Genomic DNA, 24,404 nt, shown 5'->3' with positions numbered 1-24,404 from the left:
TTCCTTATATCTTAATAGGTACGGTTAGTATATTTGTTATTATGCTTGACTGAGAGATTCTATGAAAGATAGGATGAAGAGAAGGGAGGCGGGCTTTTTGGCAAGAAATAAGGAGTTTGATACGACGATTGTGCTGCATAAGGCTATGGAAGTATTCGGCCATTATGGATACGCAGGCACATCACTGCAAATTTTACTCGATGGTCTCGGGATAGCCCGGCAAAGTTTATACGACACTTACGGTACGAAACGTGACCTTTTCATTAAAGCAGTTAAGTACTATGTTAATGAGAAATCATCTTCAGTTGTGGCTTATTTGGAGCAGTCAGCACACGTTAAGGAAGCCATTAACCATATATTTGGGACTATTGTGGAAGCACTAACAGATGAGAAGCGCCGAAATGAATGCTTTATTCTAAATAGTGCAATTGATCAGATTCCACATGACCATGAAATCGCTGAAATCTTCGTACAGGATAAGCTTCTCTTGGAGCAGGCGATTTATGAAGCCTTGATCCGTGGACAAAAACAAGGAGAATTTGATCCAAACGTCGATTTGCGAGAGCTGGCTGCTTATCTATATCACGCTCGGTATGCCTTAACTCAATCTGCTAAAATGACAAAAGACCCTATCGTGATTACACAGATTGCGAAAATAACGCTGGATATACTTAATAGATGAAATATATGGACGAACGATTCTCGTCGGCGGCAACGACGCCAACAGCGTGCTGACCTCGAAGGAGCTTACGCTTACGGATGATTCGAAGGTTGTATACAACTTTCATCATTATGATCCGCTGTTCTTTACCCATCAGCTTGCTCATTTCAGCGAGGATATTCTGGGGTACAACAAGGTCATTCATTACCCGGGGGAAATGCCTGATGTGCAGCAGTATCTTAACGAACGGCCGAAATACTTACATAAACTGGGTCGCCAAGCCTGGGAGACGAACGACAAGCAGCTGATCAAAGCATTGTTTGGATAATATTTATGCAACTAAGGAGAGCAGTCTACCGATGGGTAGCTGCTCTTTTTTTATTTGAGCTAAATACAATTGCTCTATGTTTGGTTTATAGAGGATTCCCCCGCGATCTTTTTGTTCCTGGAGCGGGTTCCGAGCAGGAAGCCAACGATTGAAGCCAAGAGCTGCTGGAATACCATCCCGAGCACAACCGGTACAGCGACCGGAGGAGGAAAGTATGAAACGGCAAGAACTGCACCTGCGCTAATATTACGCATGCCTCCATTAAATAGAAGAGCGACTTCGTCTGCTTCATTCCAACGCAGGATTCGGGCCGTAAGAAAACAAAGGGCGTATCCAGAAGCCGCCATAGTCACAATAACGACAGCAAGCCCAACTAATTGCAGGTTAATGTCAGTCAGGTATGGAGAAATGACAGATCCATTAATCATGATGACAACAGCCATAAAAAGTTTGGAAAATGGATTTAGTCTGGGACTCCACTTAGGAGCCACCTTGCCTTTGCTCCATTCATTAAGCACCATGCCCAGTAGTGATGGTACCACGATCATCCAGAACAGACTGCTCATCATGGCCCAAGTGTCCAGCTCAACGCTAGTTCCGATCAGCAATGATAGAACACCTGGTACGACAAAGGGAGCTAGCAGTGTATCAATCAAAATGATGGATAGCGTAAGCGCCGTATTTCCTTTGTAAATACTGACCCATATAAAACTGCTAATTCCGGTCGGAATAACTGCAGCTAGCACAAGTCCGGTAATTGTATAATCTTCGGAGGAGTAGAGTGCATTCCCGAACCCAAGGGCAACCAGCGGCATTGCAATGTGAAGAATAAAGATACAGATGAACAAAGGCAGCGGATTTTTAAGCACATTCAAAAAATCTTTAAATCCAAGGCTGATGCTTCCGGTAAATGTCATAAAAGCAAATAGCCAGGGAGTCAAAGGAGTATAAGAGGAAAGCGCACTTCCGCAAAGCACACCAATCAAGACACTGAGCGGAGTAATCAGCGGCATCATTCGGTTAAGTATACGGTTTATAGTAAGCAGCATGACATAACTTCCTTCTTCAATAAGTTCTTTACATTATACACCTTTTATGGGGATAGACGTTTCCAAATCAAGAAAAGTCATGCTGAATGTAATGTAGCGGTCCGTCTTCTCAAATGACTATCCAGGTATGTTAATGATTATACGGTTTCGGCAAACCCTTGCTGCATCTGGATTTTTTTAACTTCTATCGGAATGACTATATACGGCAACAGGACGATTCACCTACAATTCGGAGGAATAGAAACGGCGCCGTTTCGTATTTGGAAGAGAGAAAGAGGAAGAAAGGAGATGCCATATGAAGAGCGAAGTGATTACCCCACATCCGTCCTCGGTCGGCAAAGCATATCACCGTAACAGGCTGAGGCGGATGGTCCGTAACAAATGGCTGTACATCATGCTGCTGCCTGGACTGATTTACTTCATTATTTTTAAATATATTCCGATGTATGGAGTCTTGCTTGCCTTTCAAAATTACCAGCCTTTTCTCGGATTTTTGAACAGTGAATGGGTGGGCATGAAGCACTTTGACCGTTTTTTTGGGGATCCATTGTTTTGGATGCTGCTTAAGAATACGTTCATTTTGGCAGCGTATAATATTTTCTTCTTTTTCCCGCTGCCGATCATTGTAGCGCTTATGCTGAATGAGCTGCGGATTGAGGTATACAAGCGATTTATCCAGACACTTATCTATATCCCTCATTTCATGTCATGGGTTGTAATCGTTTCCATTGCGTATCTGCTGTTTACGACGGAGGGCGGGGTAGTCAATGAAGCCATTGCTGCGTTTGGGGGAGAGAAGATACAATTTCTCGCCAGCCCGGAATGGTTCCGCGGCTTCGTTACCGCTGAGGTCATCTGGAAGGAGACCGGTTGGGGAACGATCATATTCCTCGCCGCCTTGGCTGGCGTAGACACCCAATTGTATGAAGCAGCGAGGATGGACGGAGCGAACCGTTTCCGCCAGCTATGGCACATTACGCTGCCGGCAATCCGATCCACCATTATCGTGCTGCTTATTCTGCGGCTTGGCAATTTTCTTGATACGGGCTTTGAGCAAATATGGCTGATGCTGAATCCGCTGAACCGTGAAGTTGGGGAAGTATTCGATACGTACGTCTATTCAACCGGCATTGCGCAAGGGCAGTACAGCTACAGCACCGCCGTTGGCTTGTTCAAGTCCGTCGTTGGGCTAGCGCTTGTATTTGGAGCCAACTATTTGGCGAAACGGTTTGGAGAGGAAGGTATTTTATAACCTGGTGAAGAAGGGAGGTGTATTTGATGGTTCGGGACCGCACATGGGGCAGCAAAATGTTTGATACATTGAATGTTGTTCTGCTCGGATTGTTTGCTCTGCTTACCATTATTCCTTTTGTTTATGTCGTAGCGGGCTCATTCGCGACCCAAAGCGAGCTGCTTGAGAAAGGATTTATTCTGTTTCCTACGGAATTTACTTTAAGCGCTTACGAATTTATATTCTCAACCAGCACGCTGGTCAAAAGCCTTGGCGTTACCATATTCATTACCATATTCGGAACCTTAATCAATATCGTTGTTACCTGCCTGATGGCATATCCGCTGGCGCGAAAGGATTTGGACTTTCGCAAGCCGATTCAGCTTATGGTGATTTTCACGATGCTGTTCAGCGGCGGTATGATTCCTACGTTTCTAGTCGTCAAGGAATTAGGCATGATCGATACGTATTGGTCGCTTCTTATTCCTGGAGCGGTTAGCGCATTTAATCTCATTATTATAAGAAGCTTCTTCCAGCAGCTGCCCGAAGGGCTGGAGGAAGCAGCGAAGATAGATGGCGCAAGTGATCCGGGCATTTTGATTCGAATTGTGGTTCCGTTATCGCTGCCTGTAATTGCTACATTCAGCTTATTTTATGCGGTAGGGCATTGGAATACCTTCTTCAGCGCTGTCCTGTACATTAACGATTCAACCATGTGGCCGATTCAGGTTCTGCTAAGGCAAATCGTTATTTTGTCCCAAGGCGGTAATATCGGTGATACGGCCGCGTTCGAGTCAGACTTTGTTCCGCCTGAGCAATCGGTGAAGATGGCGGTTATCGTCGTTTCCACCCTGCCAATTCTGCTTGTGTATCCGTTTCTGCAAAAGCATTTTGCCAAGGGAGCCTTATTAGGCTCTGTGAAGGGCTGATAATGAGAAGAGGAACATTGAATAAATTTGTTTATGAATAGGGAGGTAAACGGCTTATGACAATGGCAAGGAAACAAAAGCGAATTAAATGGGGGGCTGCCTTCTGTACAACAGTGCTTGCTGCAAGCTTACTCGCCGGTTGTGCTGGCGGCGGATCGGCAGGGAATACGGGGCAAGAAGGGACAGGAACGGCAGCCGGTACAGATGGGCAGAAGCCGTTCAAAATGTCTATCATGCTGACGAGCTACAATCCAGAGTTTCTTGATCCGGAAGGCGAAATCTATAAACGGCTGGAGGAGCGCACCAATACGGATTTAACACTTACTTGGGTGCCGTCGACCACTTATCCCGATAAAGTCAGCGCGACGGTTGCATCAGGAGAATTGCCTAGCGCCATCCTGGTATTGAATCAGAAGCTGCCGTACATTTTGAATGCCGTCCGCTCAGGGATGTTCTGGGAGCTAGGGCCTTATCTGAAGGATTATCCAAATTTAAGCCGGATGGATCAGATCGCTCTTGACGGTATAGCCATCGACGGGAAAGTATTCGGCATTTACCGGGAGCGCGATCTGGCGAGGGACGGCGTTATGCTACGCAAAGACTGGCTGGAGAAGCTGGGCCTGGAGATGCCGACGACGATTGATCAATTCTATGAGGTGCTGAAGGCCTTTGCAAATGGTGACCCAGACGGAAATGGCAAGGCCGATACAATTGGGCTTGCTGAATCGGCAGAATCAGGCAGCTGGCGTTCGATGCTTGTATGGCACGGAGGTCCGGTCGACTGGGAGATCGTAGATGGCAAGGCGATTCCGGCGCATATGACTCCAGTATATAAAGAGACATTGAAATTCTATCAGAAGCTGTACGACGAGAAACTAATCAATCTGGACTTCGCTGTAGTGAAGGATGGCAAGCAGCTGATTAACGCCAGCAAAGCAGGTGCATGGGTTGCCAACTTGAACGATGCGCAAGGTATTGAAGAAAGCGTCAAAAAGATTGTGCCGACCGGCACGATTACGATGACCAATGCACTGGAAGGACCTAAAGGACTTCGCAGCGCAGGCGGCTCGGGTTCTTATGGACTATTTATGATTCCGAAGACGACGGTGAAAACGGAGGAAGATTTGAAGGCGGTGCTCAACTTCTTCGATAAGGTGTCGGATGAAGATATGCAGAATATGCTGGTGAACGGTCTAGAAGGACGTCAGTATGAGATCGTAAACGATGAATACGTGAAGACGACCGACTCCAAAATGCTTGTAGAATACGGTATGGGCGATTCGTCTCAGCTAGCTGTATTGCGCGATAAGGTTACAACATTTGGCGGACCGCTCGTTCATATGCGCAACGAAATGTACAACAAAAACAAGGAGATTGCCGTCAGCAATCCGGTACTCTCTCATATATCCGATACGTACAGCGAAGTGGGCTCTGAGCTGGACAAAATTATTGTAGATGCAAGAGTCAAGTTCATTATGGGCGAGATTACCGAAGCGGATTTTGACGCAGCGGTTGCCCGATGGAGGGAGGAAGGCGGAGACAAAATTATTGAGGAATATACGAAAGCCTATAACGATAGTGCCAAATAGTACGATATAGGAGTGCTGCTGACCCACATTATTATGATAAGATATCAACCAACTATATCGAGCATGTGCTCTAAAGGCGCCTGAATGATGCAGGCACAATAACGTATACCGGGGGTAGTGAACGATGCGCACATCCAGCTATTTATTGAAATTGGTTATTCTCACATCCATGATCGGGATATTTCCAATTCTAACATTGGGATGGTATTCGTATCACTACTCCTCTATGTCGGTGCTGCGGCAAGCGGAGGATAGCAATGCTCAAGTATTACGGCAAAGCCAGCTCCGTGTAGAGCAAGCACTGAAGATGATCGATAATTCCACCACGCAAATATTAAGCATGCCCGCCGTAACCGGCGCATTTCCAACTTCGCTAAGCATCAGCGACCGGGAGCTCATTCTTGAGCTGTACGATGTAATCGCTGCCATTCAATCCTACGAATTGGGCATCAAGGACGTTTATCTGTACAGCCTGGAGAAGGACTGGATCATTACGAATGCAGGCATGAACGAATACAACCCTCCCAGCCTGAAGGAAAAGCTTCACAACTATTCAGACTTTCCGCAAGGCTCAGTCTGGATCAGCGGCAGCTCGGCTCCGCTGCAAGGCCCGGAAGGCACGGTCGATTTGGACAATGCAGTCCTTAGCGTGAAGAAGTGGCCGATCAATGCCGTTAGTCCGCGAGGTCTCATTGCAGTCGTATTATCACCACAGCAGCTGAATCAGTGGATTGCAAGCGACTCCTTGCCTGGGCGTATCTTCATTATGGATGAAGATCATCGCGTCATCGCCGATTCGGACGATGCCATCATTGGAGCGGATTTGACAGACCAAGCTTATATCCAGAATATAGTACAGGTTTCCGGCTCAGAAGGCGTCATTCAGGAGGAAGTGAACGGCGAGCAGGTTTCGATATCCTTCCGCAAATCCCCTTATAACAGCTGGACCTATTTATCTGTTGTTCCCACCGCTTCAATCACGAGCCAGGCGAGAGCGATTGGCTGGACCTCCATTTTGATTAGTGTAACCCTGCTGGCCGCTACCGTTCTGTTTGCCACGATTGGCTCACGGCGGATGTATAGTCCTGTACGGCGCATTTATCACAAGCTGCTGGACGGGAAGGAAGGGCAGGCGCGGGATGAGTTTCTGGCTATCTCAGAGCGGATCGAGCGGATTCTATCGGATCAGTCCCGTCTTAGATTTGAGATGAAAGGACAGCAGGAACAGCTGGTGGAGCTTCTTGTACGCAAGCTGCTGCTGAATGAGGGCAATGGCCAGGATCTGCGGGAGCGGCTTCACTATTACGGCTATGAGCAAGTGGAGCAATGGAATACAATGCGGGTTATCCAGATCCAGATTGAACGACTGAACAGCGGTCGTTTCTCGGAGAAGGATCTGGAGCTGCTGTTGTTTGCGGTCAGTAATATAGCTGCTGAACTAATGCCGGCAGGTGACCGCCTCCCGCCGATAATTGTGCAGGACGCGGTAGTTGTACTGGCTGGGGCTGGTGCCTTGTCCGATCAGTCGTTCAAGGAAGCTGTATTCGAACGGTCCAGCCAGGTACAGGCGTCAGTCAAGCATTATGTGTATCTGCAGACGAGTATCGGGATCAGCCGGCCTTTCGGACAATGGGAAGCAGCGGGAAGAGCATTCGCAGAAAGCGGGCTGGCACTCAAATACCGTGCACGGCTTGGCGAGGAAGCGATTCTGTTCATCGAGGACGTCATGCCGGATAAAAGTAAGGAAGTAATTTATCCGAGAGAGCTAGGAGAAGAATTGCTATCTGCCATCCAATCGGTCGACGAAGAGCGGGCAGGGGCTGCACTTAAGGTTCTGATGGAAGCTCTGGCCAAACAAGACGGTAATCATAATGATTACCAGCTGGCTCTTGCCAGGCTGCTGATGGATGTGGTCCGGTTGTTCCAGGACGCCGGCATATCGTCTCAGCTGTTCAAGTTTGGCGAAAGCTCCCTGCTTGGCGAATTTCAGAAGCTTAATACGGCAGCCGAGACACAGGAATGGTTTCGAAGCCATGTACTTATACCGGGCATTCGTCTGCTGGATGACCGCAGGCAGGCCCAATTTGATACGATCTCTCAAGGCGTTATCCGTCTGATTGAAGAGGCATTTGATACCGATCTTACGCTGGAGAAATGCGCCATGCGGCTTAATTATCATCCCCAATATATAGGGCGCGTCTTCCGCCAGGAGACCGGCATTAACTTTGCAGATTATTTAGCTCAATACCGGCTGAAGATGGCGAAGCATTGGTTGAAGGAAACGGATATGACGATCACAGATATTGCCTACAGGCTCAGCTATAATAATCCCGCAAACTTCATCCGTTACTTCCGCAAGATGGAAGGGATGACGCCGGGCAATTACAGGGATAAGCTGGGTTAACGCGGGGAAATCACTTCCATCGGAGGAAGGCTCCTTTTACAGAGCTGCGGTTCATATAAGGAGTTACTTGCTTGAGAGATAAATTGCCGCCACCATATTCAGGTTGGTGTAGAGGATAGCGTAAATAACGATGTGGAGCATAGGAGGGAACCAAATCTATGGTAAATGGAGGAATCCGGCACACATGAAAATGTACACGACTGGACTACAAGGTGCAAAATTATTCAAAGTGCGCTTATCGAGGCTGATGGCAGCTGTTATGGCCGTAACCGCAGTACTCGGACTATCGCCGACATCATCAACAGGAGGGGGAGTTGGCCATGCAATGGCATCCAGCTCTGCCGAGGTGGAATTGGCAGCCGATTACGCGATACCGGATGGCAAGCTGATCCGCACGGAGCAGTTCAACAATACGAACTATACGCCGCTCCCTGTTCATGTCGTCGATGAACTGAAAGGAATTCGAACTAAAGTCGTGCGGGATTTTGTCAAAATCAATTGGTATTACAACAAGGATGCAAATAATCCGGATTACTTGGCTTATTCCATCAATGATCCGGATAATTTGGCCACGAATCCGGACCTGAAGCATGGCAGGAAGGAAACGTACGATTTCATGGGGCAGTTCTCTGAATCGTTGATGCTGACACTTGGCTATTCGTATGGGGGCGCTTCTAATCCCGGTAAAAATCGGCTCATAGCCGGTGAATCGGAAATGAACTGGTCTGAATTTGATGCGGCAATGAAAACAATCATCATGACCTTAAAGCAAAAAAATCCGAAGCTGGAATATATCGAAGTTGGGAATGAGCCTAATCTCGAACCGGCCTTTTACGGGCATGAGCTGAACGTCATGGAGCATACCGATGATAAACCCGGCTATATGCGAATGTATCAAGGGATGTCCGAAGCGGTGCTGTGGGTGAACGAGCAGCTTGGGCTCGATGATACATTCCAGGAAGGGCAGGGAAAGCGGATTAAGGTTGGCGGTCCCGTGCTTTCTGGCTATGATTTTGCGAAGCAAAAGGAATTTGTCGATATCGCCTACCGGGAAGGCTATCATGTCGATTTTGTCTCCTGGCACCGCTACCGGACACAAACGTCGGAGAATGAAACGCAAGAGCTGGAGATGAAACGGTATTTGCGGCAGTATTATCCGGAAGCTATTACTGTCGTCAGCGAATACGGCTGGAAAGGGGGAGGGGGATTAAGCGATTCTACTAACAATATTGCCTTAGCCAAGCAAGCGGCTTTCATGACGGATTCGGCGTATTACTACGAGAAGGGCGGCACCGATATACCGATGAACTGGGTGGCAGTCCATACGCTGAATGCTTATTTCAAAAACCAGTTTGATGTGGATTACGCCTTAAGCAGCGGGAATACCGAAGCGTATCAAAGCTTTGATTCCGGCTACGAGGGGCCGGTGCGATATATGAATTTGCGCGGCTGGCGCGAATCGGCAACAACAGGGGAAATGACAATCAAAGAGCTGCGCCTCTATGATCGCGATGGTAATCCGGTTACCATTCCAAACGCAGCTGGCGATCCATCGGTAGCTTCCGTCATCGATAATGACTCCTCCACTTTCTTCAGGCAGGCCGATTATTGGTCGTGGCTGAAGCTTGATTTAGGCGCACTGAACGAGGTCGCCCGTATTGATATATTATGGGGAAATCCGGACATCAATAAGTTTCAGCTTGTCGGCACGCCGGATAAGCTGCGCTATTACGAGCTTCTTGGTCATACGTACATGACGCCCTACTTCAACACGATGCGAATGTTCGCCCGGCTCGGAGACGACAAGGTTCATACGGAGGGAGGACATACAGGCAATACCGGCGTAAGACTGCTGGCGACCCGGAACAGCGATTCTAAAGTTTCGATGCTGGTATGGAACCATCAGCTGGATGGAACGGTCAGCCAGGATGTTAGCATTGCGGTGCGCAATCTTCCGGCCGGTTTCGAAGGGAAAGCGATCAGGTACAGAAAATATATTGTAGATGCGACTAGCAGCAATTATGCCTACAACAAGCAGGATGAGCTGGAGCTTGCCGAGCAAGGCTCGATGAATGTGACTGGGAATGAGGTACTCACTCAGACTTTAAGCCCAAATGCCGTCATGCTCATTGAACTGGAGGCTGTTGACTCCAGCATAAGCAATATCGTATCTGCAGGTAAAGAGGTAAAGCTGGCGGAAGGCAGCCTAAAGAATCTGCAGGCACTTGTAGACGGTGATTCTATATCAGCTGCGGCGGCGGAGAGCAGCGATTACCCGCAAAGCGTCGTGATTGACTTAGGGAAGGAATATCATTTGTCCGGGACGGAGGTGGAATGGACTGATTCGTCCTCCCGCGGCTTTCAGTATACAATTCAAACGAGCAGAGACGGCCAATTCTACTCCACCGCCGCTGAAGTTGAATACGAATTAGGCAGGTCGCTAAACGGGTTTGAGAATAACCCGAGAGCCCGTTACGTCAAGCTGAATGTTACCGGTTCCACGGCGAGCGGTGCATTATCCATTAATGGGATCAACGTTTATGCGGATGCTCTGTATAAGAACAGCTTTGAGACGGCAGAAGAACAGGCTGAGGTTGAGGAATGGAATAAGAAAGGGAATAGCAAAAAGCAAGCGAGATGGCTAACTGTAACGGATTCCGTATACGGTGATACTTATGTGATGTCAGAAGGCGCATCCGTTAGTGAAACGCCTGTGGTTGCCATTTTTACTGACGCTCAAATGAAGGATACGCGCGACCTTGGCATGGAAGCCCGGCTGAAGTTAGCTGCTTCTCTTGAAGGTAGCAGTGCAGAGATGGGGCTGCTTGTGAGGACGGCTAATGGCGGCAAACACTATTTCTTTTACTTGGAGCATTCCACTTCAGGTACCCGTGTTGTTCTGAACAGGCATCATTCAAACGGCAATAATGAAGAAGAGCTGGGCAGTGCGGAACTGCCGGAGTCCTTTGATCCTATGGAGTGGCACACCCTTAAGCTTGAGGCAGTGGGTGATCGTCTGACCGGTTATGTAGACGGCTCGAAGCTAATCGAATATACGGATACAACTGATCAGAAGCTTGCCTCAGGGAAAGCAGGGCTGCGCAGTAATCTGGCATCGGTTCAATTTGACGAAATAAAGGTGTATCCGATTATGCCGCTGCTTGGCGATATACAGGTTAACGGCCAAAGCATTGAAGGATTTAGCCCATACATCAGCCGCTATTCGCTGAAGCTGCCCGTTGCTCAATCCGATACTGCAACGGTAACCGCCTCGGTTTATGACGGAGCGCACGCCAGGGTACATCCATCGGAGGAAGCTTCTGTTCCACTCGGTGGTGTAGGTGAGGAACAACAGTATACGGTATCCGCTATGTCTGCGGATGACAACGGAGCAACCTACTATACGCTGGCTATGGCCAAGGCAAGCGAAGACGCTACGCTGAGCAGTCTGAAGCTGTCCGTTATCCCGGACAGCGGACCTTATAACCCGGGAGCACTTGCCGACAGTGATATTATACTCATTCCGGGTATTTACGAGTATACGGTCAAGGTGCCGTCACGGACGACGTATGTGGCCGTAACCGAAGCAGTACCGACAGCAAGCAATGTCGCAACAGCGCAAATTACGGATGCGGTGCTGACAGAGGGAAGCGGGACAGCATCTGTCAAGGTGACGGCTGAAGCAGGCAATGTTCAGACCTATACTGTTCACTTAGAGGCGAATCCGGATGCAGCGCACGGAGCAGTGCTGTATGAAGAAGACTTCGAGAACGGTATTTATAATCAAGATCCATCAAGCGGCTGGAAGCTAGGCACGGCAATCGATACGGCGAACCTCCGTGTCGTCAACGACGGCGGTGGAAAGGTGCTGGAGAAATATACGAATCCTAACATGGCGTTTACCGTTGGCTCCGGTGCATGGACGAACTATGAGGTGAGAGCAAGGTTGAAGGCTGTGGCTAGCCCTGCTCTACCGGGTATTATCGCACGTGCCTCCGCAGACGGCCGAAACTTTTATATGCTCCGGATTCATGATGGAGAGAACGGGCTGGCAGGCGGCAGCAAAGGGTATATCTCGTTAGGTCGGTCTGTAGACGGTGCGTTGAAGGAATACACGGTGAAAATGCCATATCCATACGTCGTTGGCAAATGGTATCAGCTTCGCCTCGTCGTAAATGGAAGCCGGTTGATGGGGTATGTGGACGATAAACTTGTATTTGACGTTACAGACAATGGAAGCCTGTTCCCGGGCCAGCCGCCGGCGCTTTCGCAAGGTAAGGCAGGCATTCGGTCGGCAAATCAGGCGACCCGGTTTGATGATTTTGCGGTTTACGAGCCGGAGAATAATTAACGAAACAAAATGGGTCGGCACTGTCCATGAGGGATTACCGGTTGCGAGTGAGCTTCAGCCGGTAATCCCATTTTATATGTGATCATTAAATGCGCTTTCTTAAAATACTGCAAGGATTTGTTTATGCGGTTTGTGGTTATCCGCTGTATGATTGCCATCCTGTTTGACAAACTGGCTACTACGTGTTACTTTATAGTAGTAGTAAGTATTACTTCATACAAGTCATACAGAATAGTGAAGGTGATTGTGCTTGGAAAACCTAACTGAAATGCTCAAAGGCGTGCTTGAGGGCTGTGTCCTTGAAATTATAAGCCGCAAAGAAACCTATGGATACGAAATCACACGGAAGCTGAACGCGCTCGGCTTCACCGATGTTGTGGAGGGAACGGTATACACCATCCTGATCCGACTTGAAAAGAACAAATTAGTGGAGATTACGAAGAAGCCTTCTGACATCGGACCCCCGCGAAAATTTTACGCAATCAACGATGCGGGGCGTAAGGAATTACAGAAGTTCTGGGTTAAATGGGAGTTTGTATCCTCAAAAATGAATGAGCTAAAGGAGAAGATAGAATGAATTTTTGGGAGCAAATTACAGGCAGCGATATGACGAAAGAAATGAAAGCTTTTGATTCACGAGTAAAGAAGCTGCCGTCTGACTATCAAGCCGCATGGGAAGAGATTGATACCCATCTCTGGCCACACTCCGATTTCACGGGCCGTAACCTTATGCCCATTCTTGATGGTGTGCTTGGCCTGTTCGAAGAAACAGCGGCAGAGGGTCAGAGTGTCCAAGAGGTGCTTGGTGGAGATATAAAAGGCTTTTGTTCAGCACTGGCCGGCGAAGAAGGGGCAAAGTCTTATCGAGATAAGTGGCGCGATCAGCTCAATAATAATATTGCCAAAAAATTAGGTAAATAGGAGGGTAAAATGCGAATACAAGATATCATCGAAGGCAAAAAGGAATGGCGAGCCCACGTTGCACGTGTCAAAGCGCTCCCGCAGGATTATCAGATCGTCTACAAAGAAATTCAAAAGTATCTCTTTAAGGTGGGTCCTGTAGAATTGACCGAAGAAACAGGTTTGCTCTCGGGGATTGTCGATCTTTTTGAAGAGGGTGCGGCCGCGGGAAAAGGTGTGCTCGAAGTAACGGGCCGTGACGTAGCGGCTTTCTGTGATGATCTGATCAAGGATTCAAAAACCTATGCTGATATTTATCAGGAGTCTAACATTACAGATTGAATTAAACGATAAAGATCTAATACCTTGCTTAGTGGATTGGACTGGAATGTCGCCCCTTAGATTTAACCGGAAAACATTTGGTTTCTCCGGCTAAATCTAAAGGGGATTGAGGTCTCACGTTAATTCCCTTTGTCTGAATTGTTTGGGAGATATTCCATAAGTGCTGCGAAATCTTCTTGTGAAATAATTACTGTCGTTGAACCCGGATTGATATGATACTTGAGTTATAGGCAGCTGGGTTAGCCTTAGAAGATTGCAGGCTCGTTCTAATCGCAAACGTTGAAGGTATGCGATGGGTGAAGTCTGATAGTGAGATTTAAAAATTCTGTTGAGATGTCTTGGAGAAATATTAGAATAGAGCGCTATATCTTCTAAAGAAATCTGATCCAGATAATGATCCTCAATATAGGATAATGCTGTCGCCAGATGCCTTATATGCTCTTGTGTGGATTTTCGAGTTGATTCACGTTGTCTTGATAGATAAGTAACAAGTTCAGTGAATTTTGAAGTTAGCATGGTCTTATAACCCGGCTGTCTTATTTGATACTCATTTATCATGCCGTCAATGAAGGCTTCTATATACTCCAGATCGGTTAGAGACATATATAAATGATTCTTGGTCTTATTACGATAAAGTGGTTCCAACACGAACAATTCATGATATCCATTGAAAGAGATGAGATCAGCTCCAATATGCTGTAACATCTCGGGCTGATACATAATATTGCATATTCTAAAATCACAAGGATCTAGATAAGCGTGGGCCGTTTCGCCATTGATTACAAAAGCATGTCCCTTCTTAATAAACGAAATTTCGTCATTAACAATATGGGTTGCATGACCATTCAGTACGATAACAAGTTCTGAGAAATCTGTATGATAGTGCAGAGGAAAATCTTCGGTATGACCACCGTATTGAATGAAAAATGGAAATTCTTTATCATCCGTAAACCATCTTAATCGAACCTTCTTCATGAGTGTCACCATTCACCTTAGATTATTGTTTATATCATGCGATAATTGTTTCCATAATTCAAGTATACGATGAAGAAGCTAATTAGGGCAGGAAATCGGTGTCACCTATCGAATTAATAGAACAATTTAGGAAAAATTGAGGGGTATCGATGTATAAATTGATGATTGTGGATGATGAGATGCTGATGCGAATCGGAATCCGTTCCTCGTTAATGTGGGAAGAGCATGGATTCCGCATTGTGGGAGAAGCCGGGAACGGCAAGGAAGCTCTAGAAATTGCGCTTAGAAGTACCCCTGATTTAATCATTACGGATATCAAAATGCCACTTATGGATGGCCTGGAGCTGATACGGGAAATATCGAAGGCACTACCGTCCTGCCGATATGTCATTCTTAGTAATTTTGATGAGATCGCCTATGTTAAGGAAGCGCTTAGGCTGGGAGCCTTGGACTATTTAATCAAGAGCGAAATCTCGCCGGCATCACTTACAGACCTGCTGACTAGAATTCGTGGAAAAATGTTGTCCGAGATGGGCAGCCAGGACAGCTTGTTTGCTGCGCCGTTTCATTTTACGCAGAGCTTGACGCATCTGAAGGAAAACTTCTTTAAGGATTTAATAAGCGGTCTTCCAGTTGGGGAAGAGGCTGCCTTCAAGGCCGAGCAGCTTCAGGTACGCTTGAATCCACATCAGCTGGTGCTCATCAAATTCAAGATGGATCAATTCGAAGAAGTGAAGAAGAAATACAAGGAGAAGGATGAGAAACTGCTTCGTTTCTCGATCTTGAATGTCATTAAAGAGGTGACTCCGACTAGAGAGAACTGCGAAATTGTTGTGGAGAGCTCTTCCGAGTACCTGGTCATCAGAAATGCAACCCAAGTGGAGGAAGGGGCTTGGCGGAAGGAGATCGAGAAGTTGTGCGGTAAGATTCTCAGTACCATGAAGGACTTCATGAATCTAACCTTTTCTGTCGGAGTGAGCACGATTGTTCCGGATCTGTTATCTCTGAAGAGGGCTTATCGAGAGGCAGATGCTGCATGGCGGCATCGTTTCTTTACAGGCGGCAGCAGCATTCATTTCTTCGAAGATATGACATTCACAACCGATTGTGCAGGCGTTCAATATACATTGAGCAGAGATCGTGAGAATAAGCTGCGACTCCTTCTTGATCGTCATAATGCGGAGTGGATGAGTAACTTCTTGGATGAATTTCGTATAGAACTAGAGGAAGCGTGGGCTGACGAGCAAGCTATCCGCAAGGCCTACGTTCTGCTCTTGGAGATCTTCAATACCCAATTTTCCCAAGCCTCCAGGGCGCTTCTGTTATCCGAAAGAAAGTCTCCTTACGAGTCGGTCTCAGCTGCCGAGACATGGTATGAACTGCACCGGATTGTACAGGATTATGTGCTGGAATGTTTACAGACCAAAAGCCGTACTATGCAGCAGCTTACCTATGCAGACATCGCCGTCGATATCATTCACCAGTACTACGCGGAAGATATCACACTCCAGAGCGTAGCCAGCCAGATTAATGTGAATCCATCCTACTTGAGCCGAGTATTCAAACAAGAGAAGAATGAGAATTTTGTCTCGTATTTAACTCGTATCCGCATCGAGAAGGCGAAGTCATATTTAGAGAATCGAAGATTGCGCGTATACGAGGTTGCGGATAAGGTCGGATATCACAATTACACGTATTTCAGCAAAATTTTCAAGAAAATCGTCGGTGTAAGTCCTGAAGAATACAGAGGTTAGTATATTCGTAATTTTTGAAAGCGGTTGCGAGATTACAGGCGAACCGTTATATGATCCTAATCGACACGCCCGCGTGCAGCAGCTCTTGTGGCTGCCTGACGGTACACCTTATTTTGGAGAGCCGGGCTGGACACTTGAAACGGCAGGCCACACAGCAAAAGCGGAGATTACGGTTCGTGGAAAGAATAACTCAGACTAATGAACAGGAGGAATAGGGCTGTGAACCATGCTGTAGATGGCTTACAGCCCTATATTTATAAATAGGATGAATCATTGTATAGCTCACTGTAATCACTGAATAGAGGTGCATGATGTGGAAGCGTGCTTCACTTTTTCGAATCAAGAACAAGATCATGGTTATTTGTTTGACCGTAATTATACTTCCGGTACTTGTGATGACCATCAATTCGTATTATTCCTCCGAGCGGTTATTGGTCCAGAACTACACGAAGCTGATGAACGATCTAGCCAAACAGACGAATATTCGCATTGACGAGTTCCTTAAAGAGATTGAGAAAATTTCGTTACTGGCCAGCAACGGACTCAGCAGCAGTGTATCTGCAACTCATGAAGGAAGCTTTCCAATCCAAGATTACCTAAGAGATGGCGGCAAACAGAACAAGAATGCGGCCTACAATATTTTGATGAACTACATCATGATGAAGGACCGCGTATTTTCCATTTATCTCTACAATCTGAACGGAGGAGATGATCTGTTTGTCAGCCCCAACCAACCCATCGACACAAGCTACAATGTGGAAAGCGAATTGTGGTTCAAAAAATTCATGCATTCGAATGATCGCATCATCACGCTGACGACAAGGATCGACAATCAACTGAAAAATAAAATATTGGCAGTATCACATGCTCGAAAAATTTATGATGTGGCCACGGGGAAGCTGCTAGGGGTGATTGTTGTCAGCATCGATATTAAGTTTGTTGAGATCGTGAATCGTAACTTGCAGGAAGGGCTTCGATCGAGGTTTATGATCGTCGATGAGGATGAGAAAATCGTATATAACGTTAACGACCAGCTCATCGGCACGTTATTTCGGGACAACGTAAGACCTGACGAATCCTTAAACGTCGTTGCGATTAATCCGCTAAGTCAGCAGAAATGGACAACCTATTTGTATATGCCTATGGAAGAGCTGACTGCGGATGGCGCGATATTAGGAAGCAATCTTGTGACACTGGCAATGGTCATGTCGGTTTTTGCGGCCATTATTTCCATCTTCTTATCCCATGTCATTACACGTCCTATTAAGAAGCTCATACGGAATATCGGTTTGGTTGAAAAAGGGCATTTCGAACAGGTAGAGCATATTCGCTCTCGGGATGAAATAGGTTACTTGTCTATTCGATTCAATAAGATGTCGTATGAATTAAAAAGGCTGGTTGAGAGAGTGCAGCAGGAAGAAATCGACAAAGCAGCAGCGGAGATGCGTGCACTGCATGCCCAGATCAATCCCCATTTTCTGTATAATACACTCGGATCGGTTAAATGGATTGCGTCCATGCAAAGAGCTGATAAGATTGTGGAAATGACAGAGGCACTGATCTCCATGCTCCGCTATGCAACAAGGTCCGATGGAACCTTGGTATCAATTCGCGAGGAGTTAGATCATATATCAAATTACATTACCATTCAGAATGTCAGGTACTACGATTCTATCCAGATGAAATATGAGATTGAGGATAATATGCTCGATTATTATATGCCAAAAATGATTCTGCAGCCGATCATTGAAAATGCGATTTTTCATGGTTTTGCCGAACTTGAAGAAGGGGGAATCATTACGATCCAAATTCAATTCCAAGGAGATGACATTGCTATCAAAGTTTACGACAATGGAGCCGGTATGGACCAGGAAACGATCCAAGACTTATTGGAGATGAGCAGTGCGGGTGCAGATGATGGAGTCAAGGGGATCGGGGTACAAAATGTGCAGCGGAGGATACAGCTTCATTTCGGTCCGTCATATGGTTTGCAGGCTGCAAGCATACTGGGAGAAGGTACGGTATTTACCATTCTGCTGCCTGCTATTTCGAATCAACCAGAGGCGGTAAAACGTGCAGTTAGTCAATAGTCGCTACCTAATCCATTGGTTTGAAAGAGGCTCACCATAAATAATAAAAGGCTTGCAGCCAAATACTGCAAGCCTTTTATTTACCCTTTGACGCTGCCGAGTACTAAGCCCTTGGTAAAATACTTCTGCAGGAACGGATATATGATCAGAATCGGAATGGCGCCTAGAAACATTTGTGCTGCTCGCCCGGTCCTGGCGTTCATCATAGACAGCAGCTGCGTATAATCGGTTCCCGATTTCAGCATGATTTGCTCAAAGCTGAGCAAAAGGGTCTGAAGATAGCTTTGCAGCGGATAATTGGCAGGATTGTTCATATAGATGATCCCATCGAACCACGAATTCCAATGTCCAACGATACTAAATAAGCCGACTGTTGCGAGAGCAGGCTTCAAGAGAGGGAGCAGAATACGGACAAGCACCTGGAGAGGACCTGCTCCGTCAATGATTGCCGATTCTTCGATTTCCTCCGGCAGCCCCCTAATGAAATTCATGAGGATAAGCATGCTGAATACAGGAAGGGCACCAGGTAGAATCAGCGACCAGATGGAGTCGATCAGTCCCATTTTAACCACGACGAGGTAGGTTGGAATTAACCCTCCATTAAAAAGCATGGTCACGATGAAAAAAGTCATATACACATTGCGGCCCATCAGCTTATGTTTCGATTTGGCGAGCGGGTAAGCAGTGAGCATCATTAACACGAGATTTACTGTTGTTCCGAGCACGACCCGTTTTATGGCTACCCAGAGGGAACTATAGAACTCCCCCCCTGTCAATGCAAATTCATAAGCCTTGGTCGTAAAATCGATAGGCCAGAACGAAACACTGCCGGCGGACACAGCCGCACTGCTGCTGAATGAAACGGCCAGCAGATTGATAAAGGGGAGGATACAGAGTAGAGAGATTACAATCAAAATCGTATAGTTAAAGATATGAAATAAGCGTCTTCCCATGCTTTTGTCTTCAATCATAATGGCAGTGCCTCCCTTAGAAGATACGATAGCCCGCTACCTTGTAGGCAAGGAAATACGACAAGGCAACCAGCACGCTGGAGATGACGGACTTGAATAATCCGATGGCTGTACCGATGGAATATTGTGCCTGCTGAATTCCAAGACGGTAAACATAAGTGTCGATAATATCGCCGGTCTGATAGACGACAGGGGAGTACAGGTTATAAATTTGGTCGAAGCCAGCGTTGAGCACATTTCCTAGCGAGAGTACAGTCATCAAAACAATCGTCGGCATAAGGAGAGGGAGAGTAATGTAGATCGTTTGCTTCCACCTTTTGGCCCCGTCAATGACGGCTGCCTCGTAAATTCCCGGATCGATACTGGTAAGGGCTGCTAAGTAAACAACGGTGCCAAAGCCAAATCCTTTCCAAATATCGCTTAAAATCATTGTCCATGGAAAGAGGGATGGTTTGCCAAGGAAGGAGATCGGCTCCATCCCGAGTACACCCAGAAAAGTGTTAACGATGCCATCAGAGCTAAGTATGTCAAGCATAATACCTGCCATGATTACCCAGGACAAGAAATTTGGAATATACACAAGTGTCTGAAAAGTACGTTTAATGGCATTGTGAGCAACTTCGTTCAGGAGCAGGGCGAAAATGACGGGTACAACGATGCCGCCGATAATTTTAAAGGCGGACATATACAGCGTATTCCAGATCGTCCTCACAAAGTTAGGCTGACTAAACACGTGAGCAAAATTGTCCCACCCGACCCAAGGAGAGTTAAAGCCCAGGCCAGGATTGTACTTTTGAAATGCAATGATGAGTCCGTAAAAAGGGATATAACTAAAGATGAACACTAAGATAATGCTTGGTAACAACATCAGATGATAGGTGCTCTGCTGTCTTAATTTTCTGAACATTCCTGATCCTCCGTTCTTGAGGTAATAAGGATGTATAAAATAAAGGAGAGGAGAACGTACGCATCCTCTCCTGGCATAAAGCGGTTATTTCCCGTATTTATCGTTAACTGCCTTGGTGGCTTCATCTCCACCAGCTGCCCGCCAGTTCTGAACAACTGTATCGAAGTAGTCAATATCGCTGCCCATAATGATCTTCGTAAAGCCCTCTGTCAGGATATCGTCAAGTGTTGTACCGTAGCTCGCCAGTTGTTCTGGCATGGCTCCCCACATTGCCGTCTTTGTGTAGTTCCCGCTGTCCAGGATATGCTTAGACAGGCCGTAAGCCGTTTTTGGAGCGCCTTGCTGCAGATAATCGCCGACGGCTCCCGGTGTTGCATTTTCCATAAATTCTACGCTGTTGTTATACTTTTGCCACATCCCTGAAGTCGTCAGACCGCTGGTATCCTTGGATTCAAGTGCTGCCGATACGGCCTCGTACTGCTCGTAATCCGAATTCGGATTAAGCACCCGGAACGCGCCGACAACGTGGGCAATATCATTGTCCAGCAGGGCTGACAATTCTTCCTCGGATTCCTTACCCACACCTTCGTCCACAATGTAGGCATAGTCATTTAGTATCTCGATGACTTTCTCAGGGTGTTCGAATCCTTTTTTCATAACAATATAGTTGCCGTTCGCGAAGAAGATCGATTGCTTTGCTTCCTTTCCGTCCACTGTAGGGATGAGATACGGGTAGAAAATGGCATCCTTACCCAGATTCGATACGGTATCGACACCAGGGTTATAGCCCCACCACTGGTAATAAGGCTGGATACCAACTTTGCCTGCTACAATATCCGCGTTCATTGCGTTGAAATCCTTGATCGCAAATTCCGGATCGATGATACCTTGCTTATACCATTCCGCCCACTCGGCCAGCGCAGCCTTCATCTCGGGTTGAATGGAGCCGTAAACGAGTTGTCCACTGCTATCCTCAATCCACATATCCGGATGAGCATTCCAGGCAATGGCAAGCAGATTCAGATAATCCAGCGTCTGGTCTACGGCTATGCCGTAACCGCCATACTTTTCCATGAATTTCAGGGCCATATTCTTGATATCATCAACAGATTTCGGATCACTAAGCTGAAGCTCTTCCTTCCAATCGTTTCGAATCCAGATAAAGTCCGGTTGATCGATCAATCCCCAGTGCATCTGCGGAATCCCATACAATTTACCGTCCTTCTTGCCAGATTCGTAGCTGTCTGCATCGGCTTCCATGTAGCCTTTAAGGCGCTCTGATGCATTTTGATCAAAGACCTCCGTGAGGTCCATCACCATATCTGCTTCGATCAGCTGCTGCAGCTGGGAAGGATTGACCCTGAACACATCGGGGAGGTTATTCGATGAAATAGCTAGATTAAGCTTCGTATCATACTCATCACTAACCCAGTCTGTTTTGACGTCGATATTAAACTTTTCTTTGTACCGTCTGATCCACACGTTGTCTGTAATATCGTCTCCTGCGGGGTATTTTGCGGAAGTGTATTCGGACGTCACGGTGTGAATGGTTACATTCCCCGAATCCTTAGTTCCTGAATCCGTATTGATCGAATCCTTTTCCGAGCTGCTGTTATTGCTACAGGCTGCCAACAAAGCGGTTGAAATACATAGAGATAGGATTAAAGCTGCAGTCTTCTTAGCCATACTTTGTTTCCCCCTATTCACAATAAATTCATGAAAGACTTGCTCAAAAATATTGTAAAGGAGGAAGAAATAAAGAGATATCAAAGTTATTGACGAGAAGCCGCAACTTTTTTACCTTTATCATGAATAGGCCTAAAGACAAAGCGTCAAGCGTGCACAAATTTTACTTTGTACATTCTTTTTTTTACTGAGTGAACTTAACTCACTTTGATTCATGGAGAGGTAGAAGTCATATTTCCTATACGGTTGTTATTCTATAATTCATTTCTGCTTGCCTACACGGGCTCAACCCTTCTACCATATGATAAAAAATCATGGATAGAAGAGAGGTTAAGCTTTGAAGAGAAAAGGAAGTAAATATGGCGTTTCTATTGTTGTATGTACGAATAGACCGCAATTTTTTAACAATATCCTGACAAATTTTAATAGGCAGCAATACAAGAACAAAGAGCTAATTATCATCCTGAATCATGACAGCATGAATCTAGAATCCTATCGCAAACGTATTCGAGAGTACGCCAATGTAAGTATATTCCAAGTTCCCGAAAGGATATCATTAGGACAATGCTTAAATGCAGGAATTGAGCGTGCCCGCTTTCCGTTAATTGCGAAGGTTGATGACGACGACTATTATTCCGCCTATTATTTGAAAGAACAAGTAGGAGCACTGAAGAGGACCAACAGTGATATCGTAGGAAAACATTCTTGTCTTGTATATCTAGGCGCTTCAAAGAAGCTCCTGATCAGATCCCCTGATGAGGCAAGCAAATTTGTTGAATTTGTACAAGGCGGAACGATACTGTTCAAGAAGGAAGTTCTCAGAAAGGTTCGATTCACCGATCGGTCAGTAGGGGAGGATGTTACGTTTCTGAGACAGTGCAGGAAGAGAGGATTTAAAACATATGCTACCTCACCTTATAACTATGTGTATCATCGCAGGCAGAACAAGAAGAGCCATACATGGAGAGCCGATGACGAGTTTTATCTAAGAGGCAGCAAATTGATTACGGTCACAGACCAGTTTCGTCCGATTGCAGATAAAGAGTTCTAATCGTATTTACTTCAAGGAGCAGATTGCCACAGCAGTCTGCTTCTTTGTTATCAATGAATACCAGATAACGTTATTGCTGCAGGGATTATAGAAATCGAATTGCAGTTGCAGTTGAAAGGCAGGTTCCCTTCTCTCATTGATAAGATAATTTCCTTTACTTAAGCGAGGATCGAGGCGTATAATTCGTTCTGACATCGGAGCGAGGAGAAAGGGAAATAGATTATGAATAGTGGTTTGGTTAACGCGATTATTGCGTACATTATGTGGGGAGTGCTCCCACTGTATTGGAAGCTGTTTGACAATGTACCGGCAGGAGAGGTCTTGTCACATCGAGTTGTCTGGTCATTCGTCTTCATGGGTATACTTGTCGCGTTGCAGCGGCGCTGGGCTGATATGAAGCGGATTGCGGCCAGCAGAACGCTTCTCCTGTCACTTACTGCCAGTGGATTACTGATTGCTGTGAACTGGCTGATCTTTATCTGGGCGGTTAACAATGGGCATGTCGTTGAGACAAGTCTTGGATATTATTTGAATCCGTTACTGAATGTGCTGCTAGCCGTCGTCTTCCTTCGTGAGAAGCCAAACCGAGGCCAATGGCTTGCGATTGCGATTGCTGGTGCCGCAGTGCTCATCATTGCCATCGATTATGGACGGTTTCCATGGATTGCGATTTCTCTTGCGGTATCGTTTGGATTATACGGACTCGCCAAGAAGAAAATCGCACAAGATGCTTCGGTAGGCTTGCTGTCAGAGACGGCTGTAGTCCTGCCTATCGCGCTTGGCTACTGGGTCTACTTGGCCGCAACAGGAAAGACAACAGCATGGACACTGCCTGCCCACACGTTCATCGAGCTGCTGCTATCCGGTGTGGTTACGGCGCTGCCACTGCTCTTTTTTGCACGTGCAGCTGCACGGATGCCACTGTCTACACTCGGTTTTGTTCAATACATCGGGCCGACGATTATGCTGTTACTAAGCGTATTTGTATTCAAGGAATCGGTCTCACCGATTCTCTTCATTGGTTTCGCACTGATCTGGGTTGCACTCGTTGTATACGCTGCAGCATCGGTTCGAAGCGCAAAACTCGCGAAGGCGAGCTGACAGCATTCTGGTAACATCAATACGCCCATTCCCATACGATGAGCAGGGAGTGGGCGTTTTCTTTTCTTCATATAAGATTAATGCA

20 protein-coding genes are annotated in these 24,404 nt (G+C 46.5%); 15 read left to right on the top strand and 5 right to left on the bottom strand.

Annotated features, from left to right (window positions below):
• Window positions 1-97 precede the first annotated feature (97 nt).
• Both ACFSVM_RS10835 and ACFSVM_RS10830 read left to right on the top strand, forming a co-directional pair.
• A complete protein-coding gene (locus ACFSVM_RS10835) occupies window positions 98-682 on the top strand; it encodes a TetR/AcrR family transcriptional regulator (RefSeq protein WP_379262052.1) in 585 nt (194 codons plus the stop codon).
• A 46-nt stretch (window positions 683-728) separates the two neighbouring features.
• Window positions 729-989 (top strand): hypothetical protein, encoded by a 261-nt coding sequence (locus tag ACFSVM_RS10830; RefSeq protein WP_076313919.1) that lies wholly within the window; start codon window positions 729-731, stop codon window positions 987-989.
• Between the two features lie 74 nt (window positions 990-1,063).
• Here the strand turns inward: ACFSVM_RS10830 and ACFSVM_RS10825 are convergent, their stop codons facing one another.
• Entirely contained in the window at window positions 1,064-2,038 is a 975-nt protein-coding gene (locus ACFSVM_RS10825) for a bile acid:sodium symporter family protein (protein ID WP_379262049.1), read from the bottom strand.
• A gap of 295 nt (window positions 2,039-2,333) precedes the next feature.
• Here ACFSVM_RS10825 and ACFSVM_RS10820 point away from each other — a divergent pair, with 295 nt between their 5' ends.
• The 8 genes from ACFSVM_RS10820 to ACFSVM_RS10785 all read left to right on the top strand — a co-directional run bounded on the left by ACFSVM_RS10820 (window position 2,334) and on the right by ACFSVM_RS10785 (window position 13,784).
• Window positions 2,334-3,290: an ABC transporter permease gene (locus tag ACFSVM_RS10820; RefSeq protein WP_377782672.1), complete on the top strand. Its 957-nt coding sequence runs from the start codon at window positions 2,334-2,336 to the stop codon at window positions 3,288-3,290.
• A gap of 26 nt (window positions 3,291-3,316) precedes the next feature.
• Window positions 3,317-4,198, top strand: a complete 882-nt coding sequence (locus tag ACFSVM_RS10815; RefSeq protein WP_379262047.1) for a carbohydrate ABC transporter permease — start codon at window positions 3,317-3,319, stop codon at window positions 4,196-4,198.
• 56 nt (window positions 4,199-4,254) lie between these two features.
• Window positions 4,255-5,787 (top strand): extracellular solute-binding protein, encoded by a 1,533-nt coding sequence (locus tag ACFSVM_RS10810; protein WP_379262045.1) that lies wholly within the window; start codon window positions 4,255-4,257, stop codon window positions 5,785-5,787.
• A 124-nt stretch (window positions 5,788-5,911) separates the two neighbouring features.
• Window positions 5,912-8,191, top strand: coding sequence for an AraC family transcriptional regulator (locus ACFSVM_RS10805; protein ID WP_379262043.1), 2,280 nt, complete (start codon window positions 5,912-5,914; stop codon window positions 8,189-8,191).
• Between the two features lie 184 nt (window positions 8,192-8,375).
• Window positions 8,376-12,542 (top strand): family 16 glycoside hydrolase, encoded by a 4,167-nt coding sequence (locus ACFSVM_RS10800; protein WP_379262041.1) that lies wholly within the window; start codon window positions 8,376-8,378, stop codon window positions 12,540-12,542.
• A 268-nt stretch (window positions 12,543-12,810) separates the two neighbouring features.
• Window positions 12,811-13,119, top strand: a complete 309-nt coding sequence (locus tag ACFSVM_RS10795; protein ID WP_076314111.1) for a PadR family transcriptional regulator — start codon at window positions 12,811-12,813, stop codon at window positions 13,117-13,119.
• Window positions 13,116-13,463 carry a DUF1048 domain-containing protein gene (locus ACFSVM_RS10790; protein WP_076313928.1) on the top strand — a complete coding sequence of 116 codons (348 nt, stop codon included), beginning with the start codon at window positions 13,116-13,118 and terminating at the stop codon, window positions 13,461-13,463. The genes ACFSVM_RS10795 and ACFSVM_RS10790 overlap by 4 nt, the downstream gene beginning before the upstream one ends.
• A gap of 9 nt (window positions 13,464-13,472) precedes the next feature.
• On the top strand, window positions 13,473-13,784 hold the full coding sequence (locus ACFSVM_RS10785) for a DUF1048 domain-containing protein (RefSeq protein WP_379262038.1): 312 nt from the start codon (window positions 13,473-13,475) through the stop codon (window positions 13,782-13,784).
• Window positions 13,785-13,898: 114 nt separating this feature from the next.
• On the opposite strand, the gene ACFSVM_RS10780 is transcribed toward ACFSVM_RS10785, so the two are convergent.
• Window positions 13,899-14,759, bottom strand: coding sequence for a helix-turn-helix domain-containing protein (locus ACFSVM_RS10780; protein ID WP_379262036.1), 861 nt, complete (start codon window positions 14,757-14,759; stop codon window positions 13,899-13,901).
• A 149-nt stretch (window positions 14,760-14,908) separates the two neighbouring features.
• Here ACFSVM_RS10780 and ACFSVM_RS10775 point away from each other — a divergent pair, with 149 nt between their 5' ends.
• The 3 genes from ACFSVM_RS10775 to ACFSVM_RS10765 all read left to right on the top strand — a co-directional run bounded on the left by ACFSVM_RS10775 (window position 14,909) and on the right by ACFSVM_RS10765 (window position 18,603).
• Complete coding sequence (locus ACFSVM_RS10775; RefSeq protein WP_379262034.1) at window positions 14,909-16,513, top strand: response regulator; 1,605 nt, start codon at window positions 14,909-14,911, stop codon at window positions 16,511-16,513.
• 73 nt (window positions 16,514-16,586) lie between these two features.
• On the top strand, window positions 16,587-16,712 hold the full coding sequence (locus tag ACFSVM_RS10770) for a hypothetical protein (RefSeq protein ID WP_379262032.1): 126 nt from the start codon (window positions 16,587-16,589) through the stop codon (window positions 16,710-16,712).
• A 109-nt stretch (window positions 16,713-16,821) separates the two neighbouring features.
• Window positions 16,822-18,603: a cache domain-containing sensor histidine kinase gene (locus ACFSVM_RS10765; RefSeq protein WP_143757753.1), complete on the top strand. Its 1,782-nt coding sequence runs from the start codon at window positions 16,822-16,824 to the stop codon at window positions 18,601-18,603.
• An 80-nt stretch (window positions 18,604-18,683) separates the two neighbouring features.
• Here the strand turns inward: ACFSVM_RS10765 and ACFSVM_RS10760 are convergent, their stop codons facing one another.
• The 3 genes from ACFSVM_RS10760 to ACFSVM_RS10750 all read right to left on the bottom strand — a co-directional run bounded on the left by ACFSVM_RS10760 (window position 18,684) and on the right by ACFSVM_RS10750 (window position 22,167).
• Complete coding sequence (locus ACFSVM_RS10760; protein ID WP_379262031.1) at window positions 18,684-19,574, bottom strand: carbohydrate ABC transporter permease; 891 nt, start codon at window positions 19,572-19,574, stop codon at window positions 18,684-18,686.
• Between the two features lie 16 nt (window positions 19,575-19,590).
• Entirely contained in the window at window positions 19,591-20,481 is an 891-nt protein-coding gene (locus ACFSVM_RS10755; protein ID WP_379262030.1) for an ABC transporter permease, read from the bottom strand.
• Between the two features lie 84 nt (window positions 20,482-20,565).
• Window positions 20,566-22,167: an extracellular solute-binding protein gene (locus tag ACFSVM_RS10750; protein ID WP_076313935.1), complete on the bottom strand. Its 1,602-nt coding sequence runs from the start codon at window positions 22,165-22,167 to the stop codon at window positions 20,566-20,568.
• Between the two features lie 337 nt (window positions 22,168-22,504).
• Between ACFSVM_RS10750 and ACFSVM_RS10745 the strand changes: the two genes are divergently transcribed.
• Window positions 22,505-23,218, top strand: a complete 714-nt coding sequence (locus ACFSVM_RS10745) for a glycosyltransferase (RefSeq protein WP_076313936.1) — start codon at window positions 22,505-22,507, stop codon at window positions 23,216-23,218.
• A 222-nt stretch (window positions 23,219-23,440) separates the two neighbouring features.
• Window positions 23,441-24,319, top strand: coding sequence for an EamA family transporter RarD (gene rarD, locus ACFSVM_RS10740; RefSeq protein WP_379262027.1), 879 nt, complete (start codon window positions 23,441-23,443; stop codon window positions 24,317-24,319).
• The last annotated feature ends 85 nt before the right edge of the window (window positions 24,320-24,404 follow it).

Source organism: Paenibacillus shunpengii (genome assembly GCF_042684905.1).
Classification (GTDB): domain Bacteria; phylum Bacillota; class Bacilli; order Paenibacillales; family Paenibacillaceae; genus Paenibacillus; species Paenibacillus shunpengii.
This window is presented reverse-complemented; position numbering and strand designations above follow the sequence as displayed.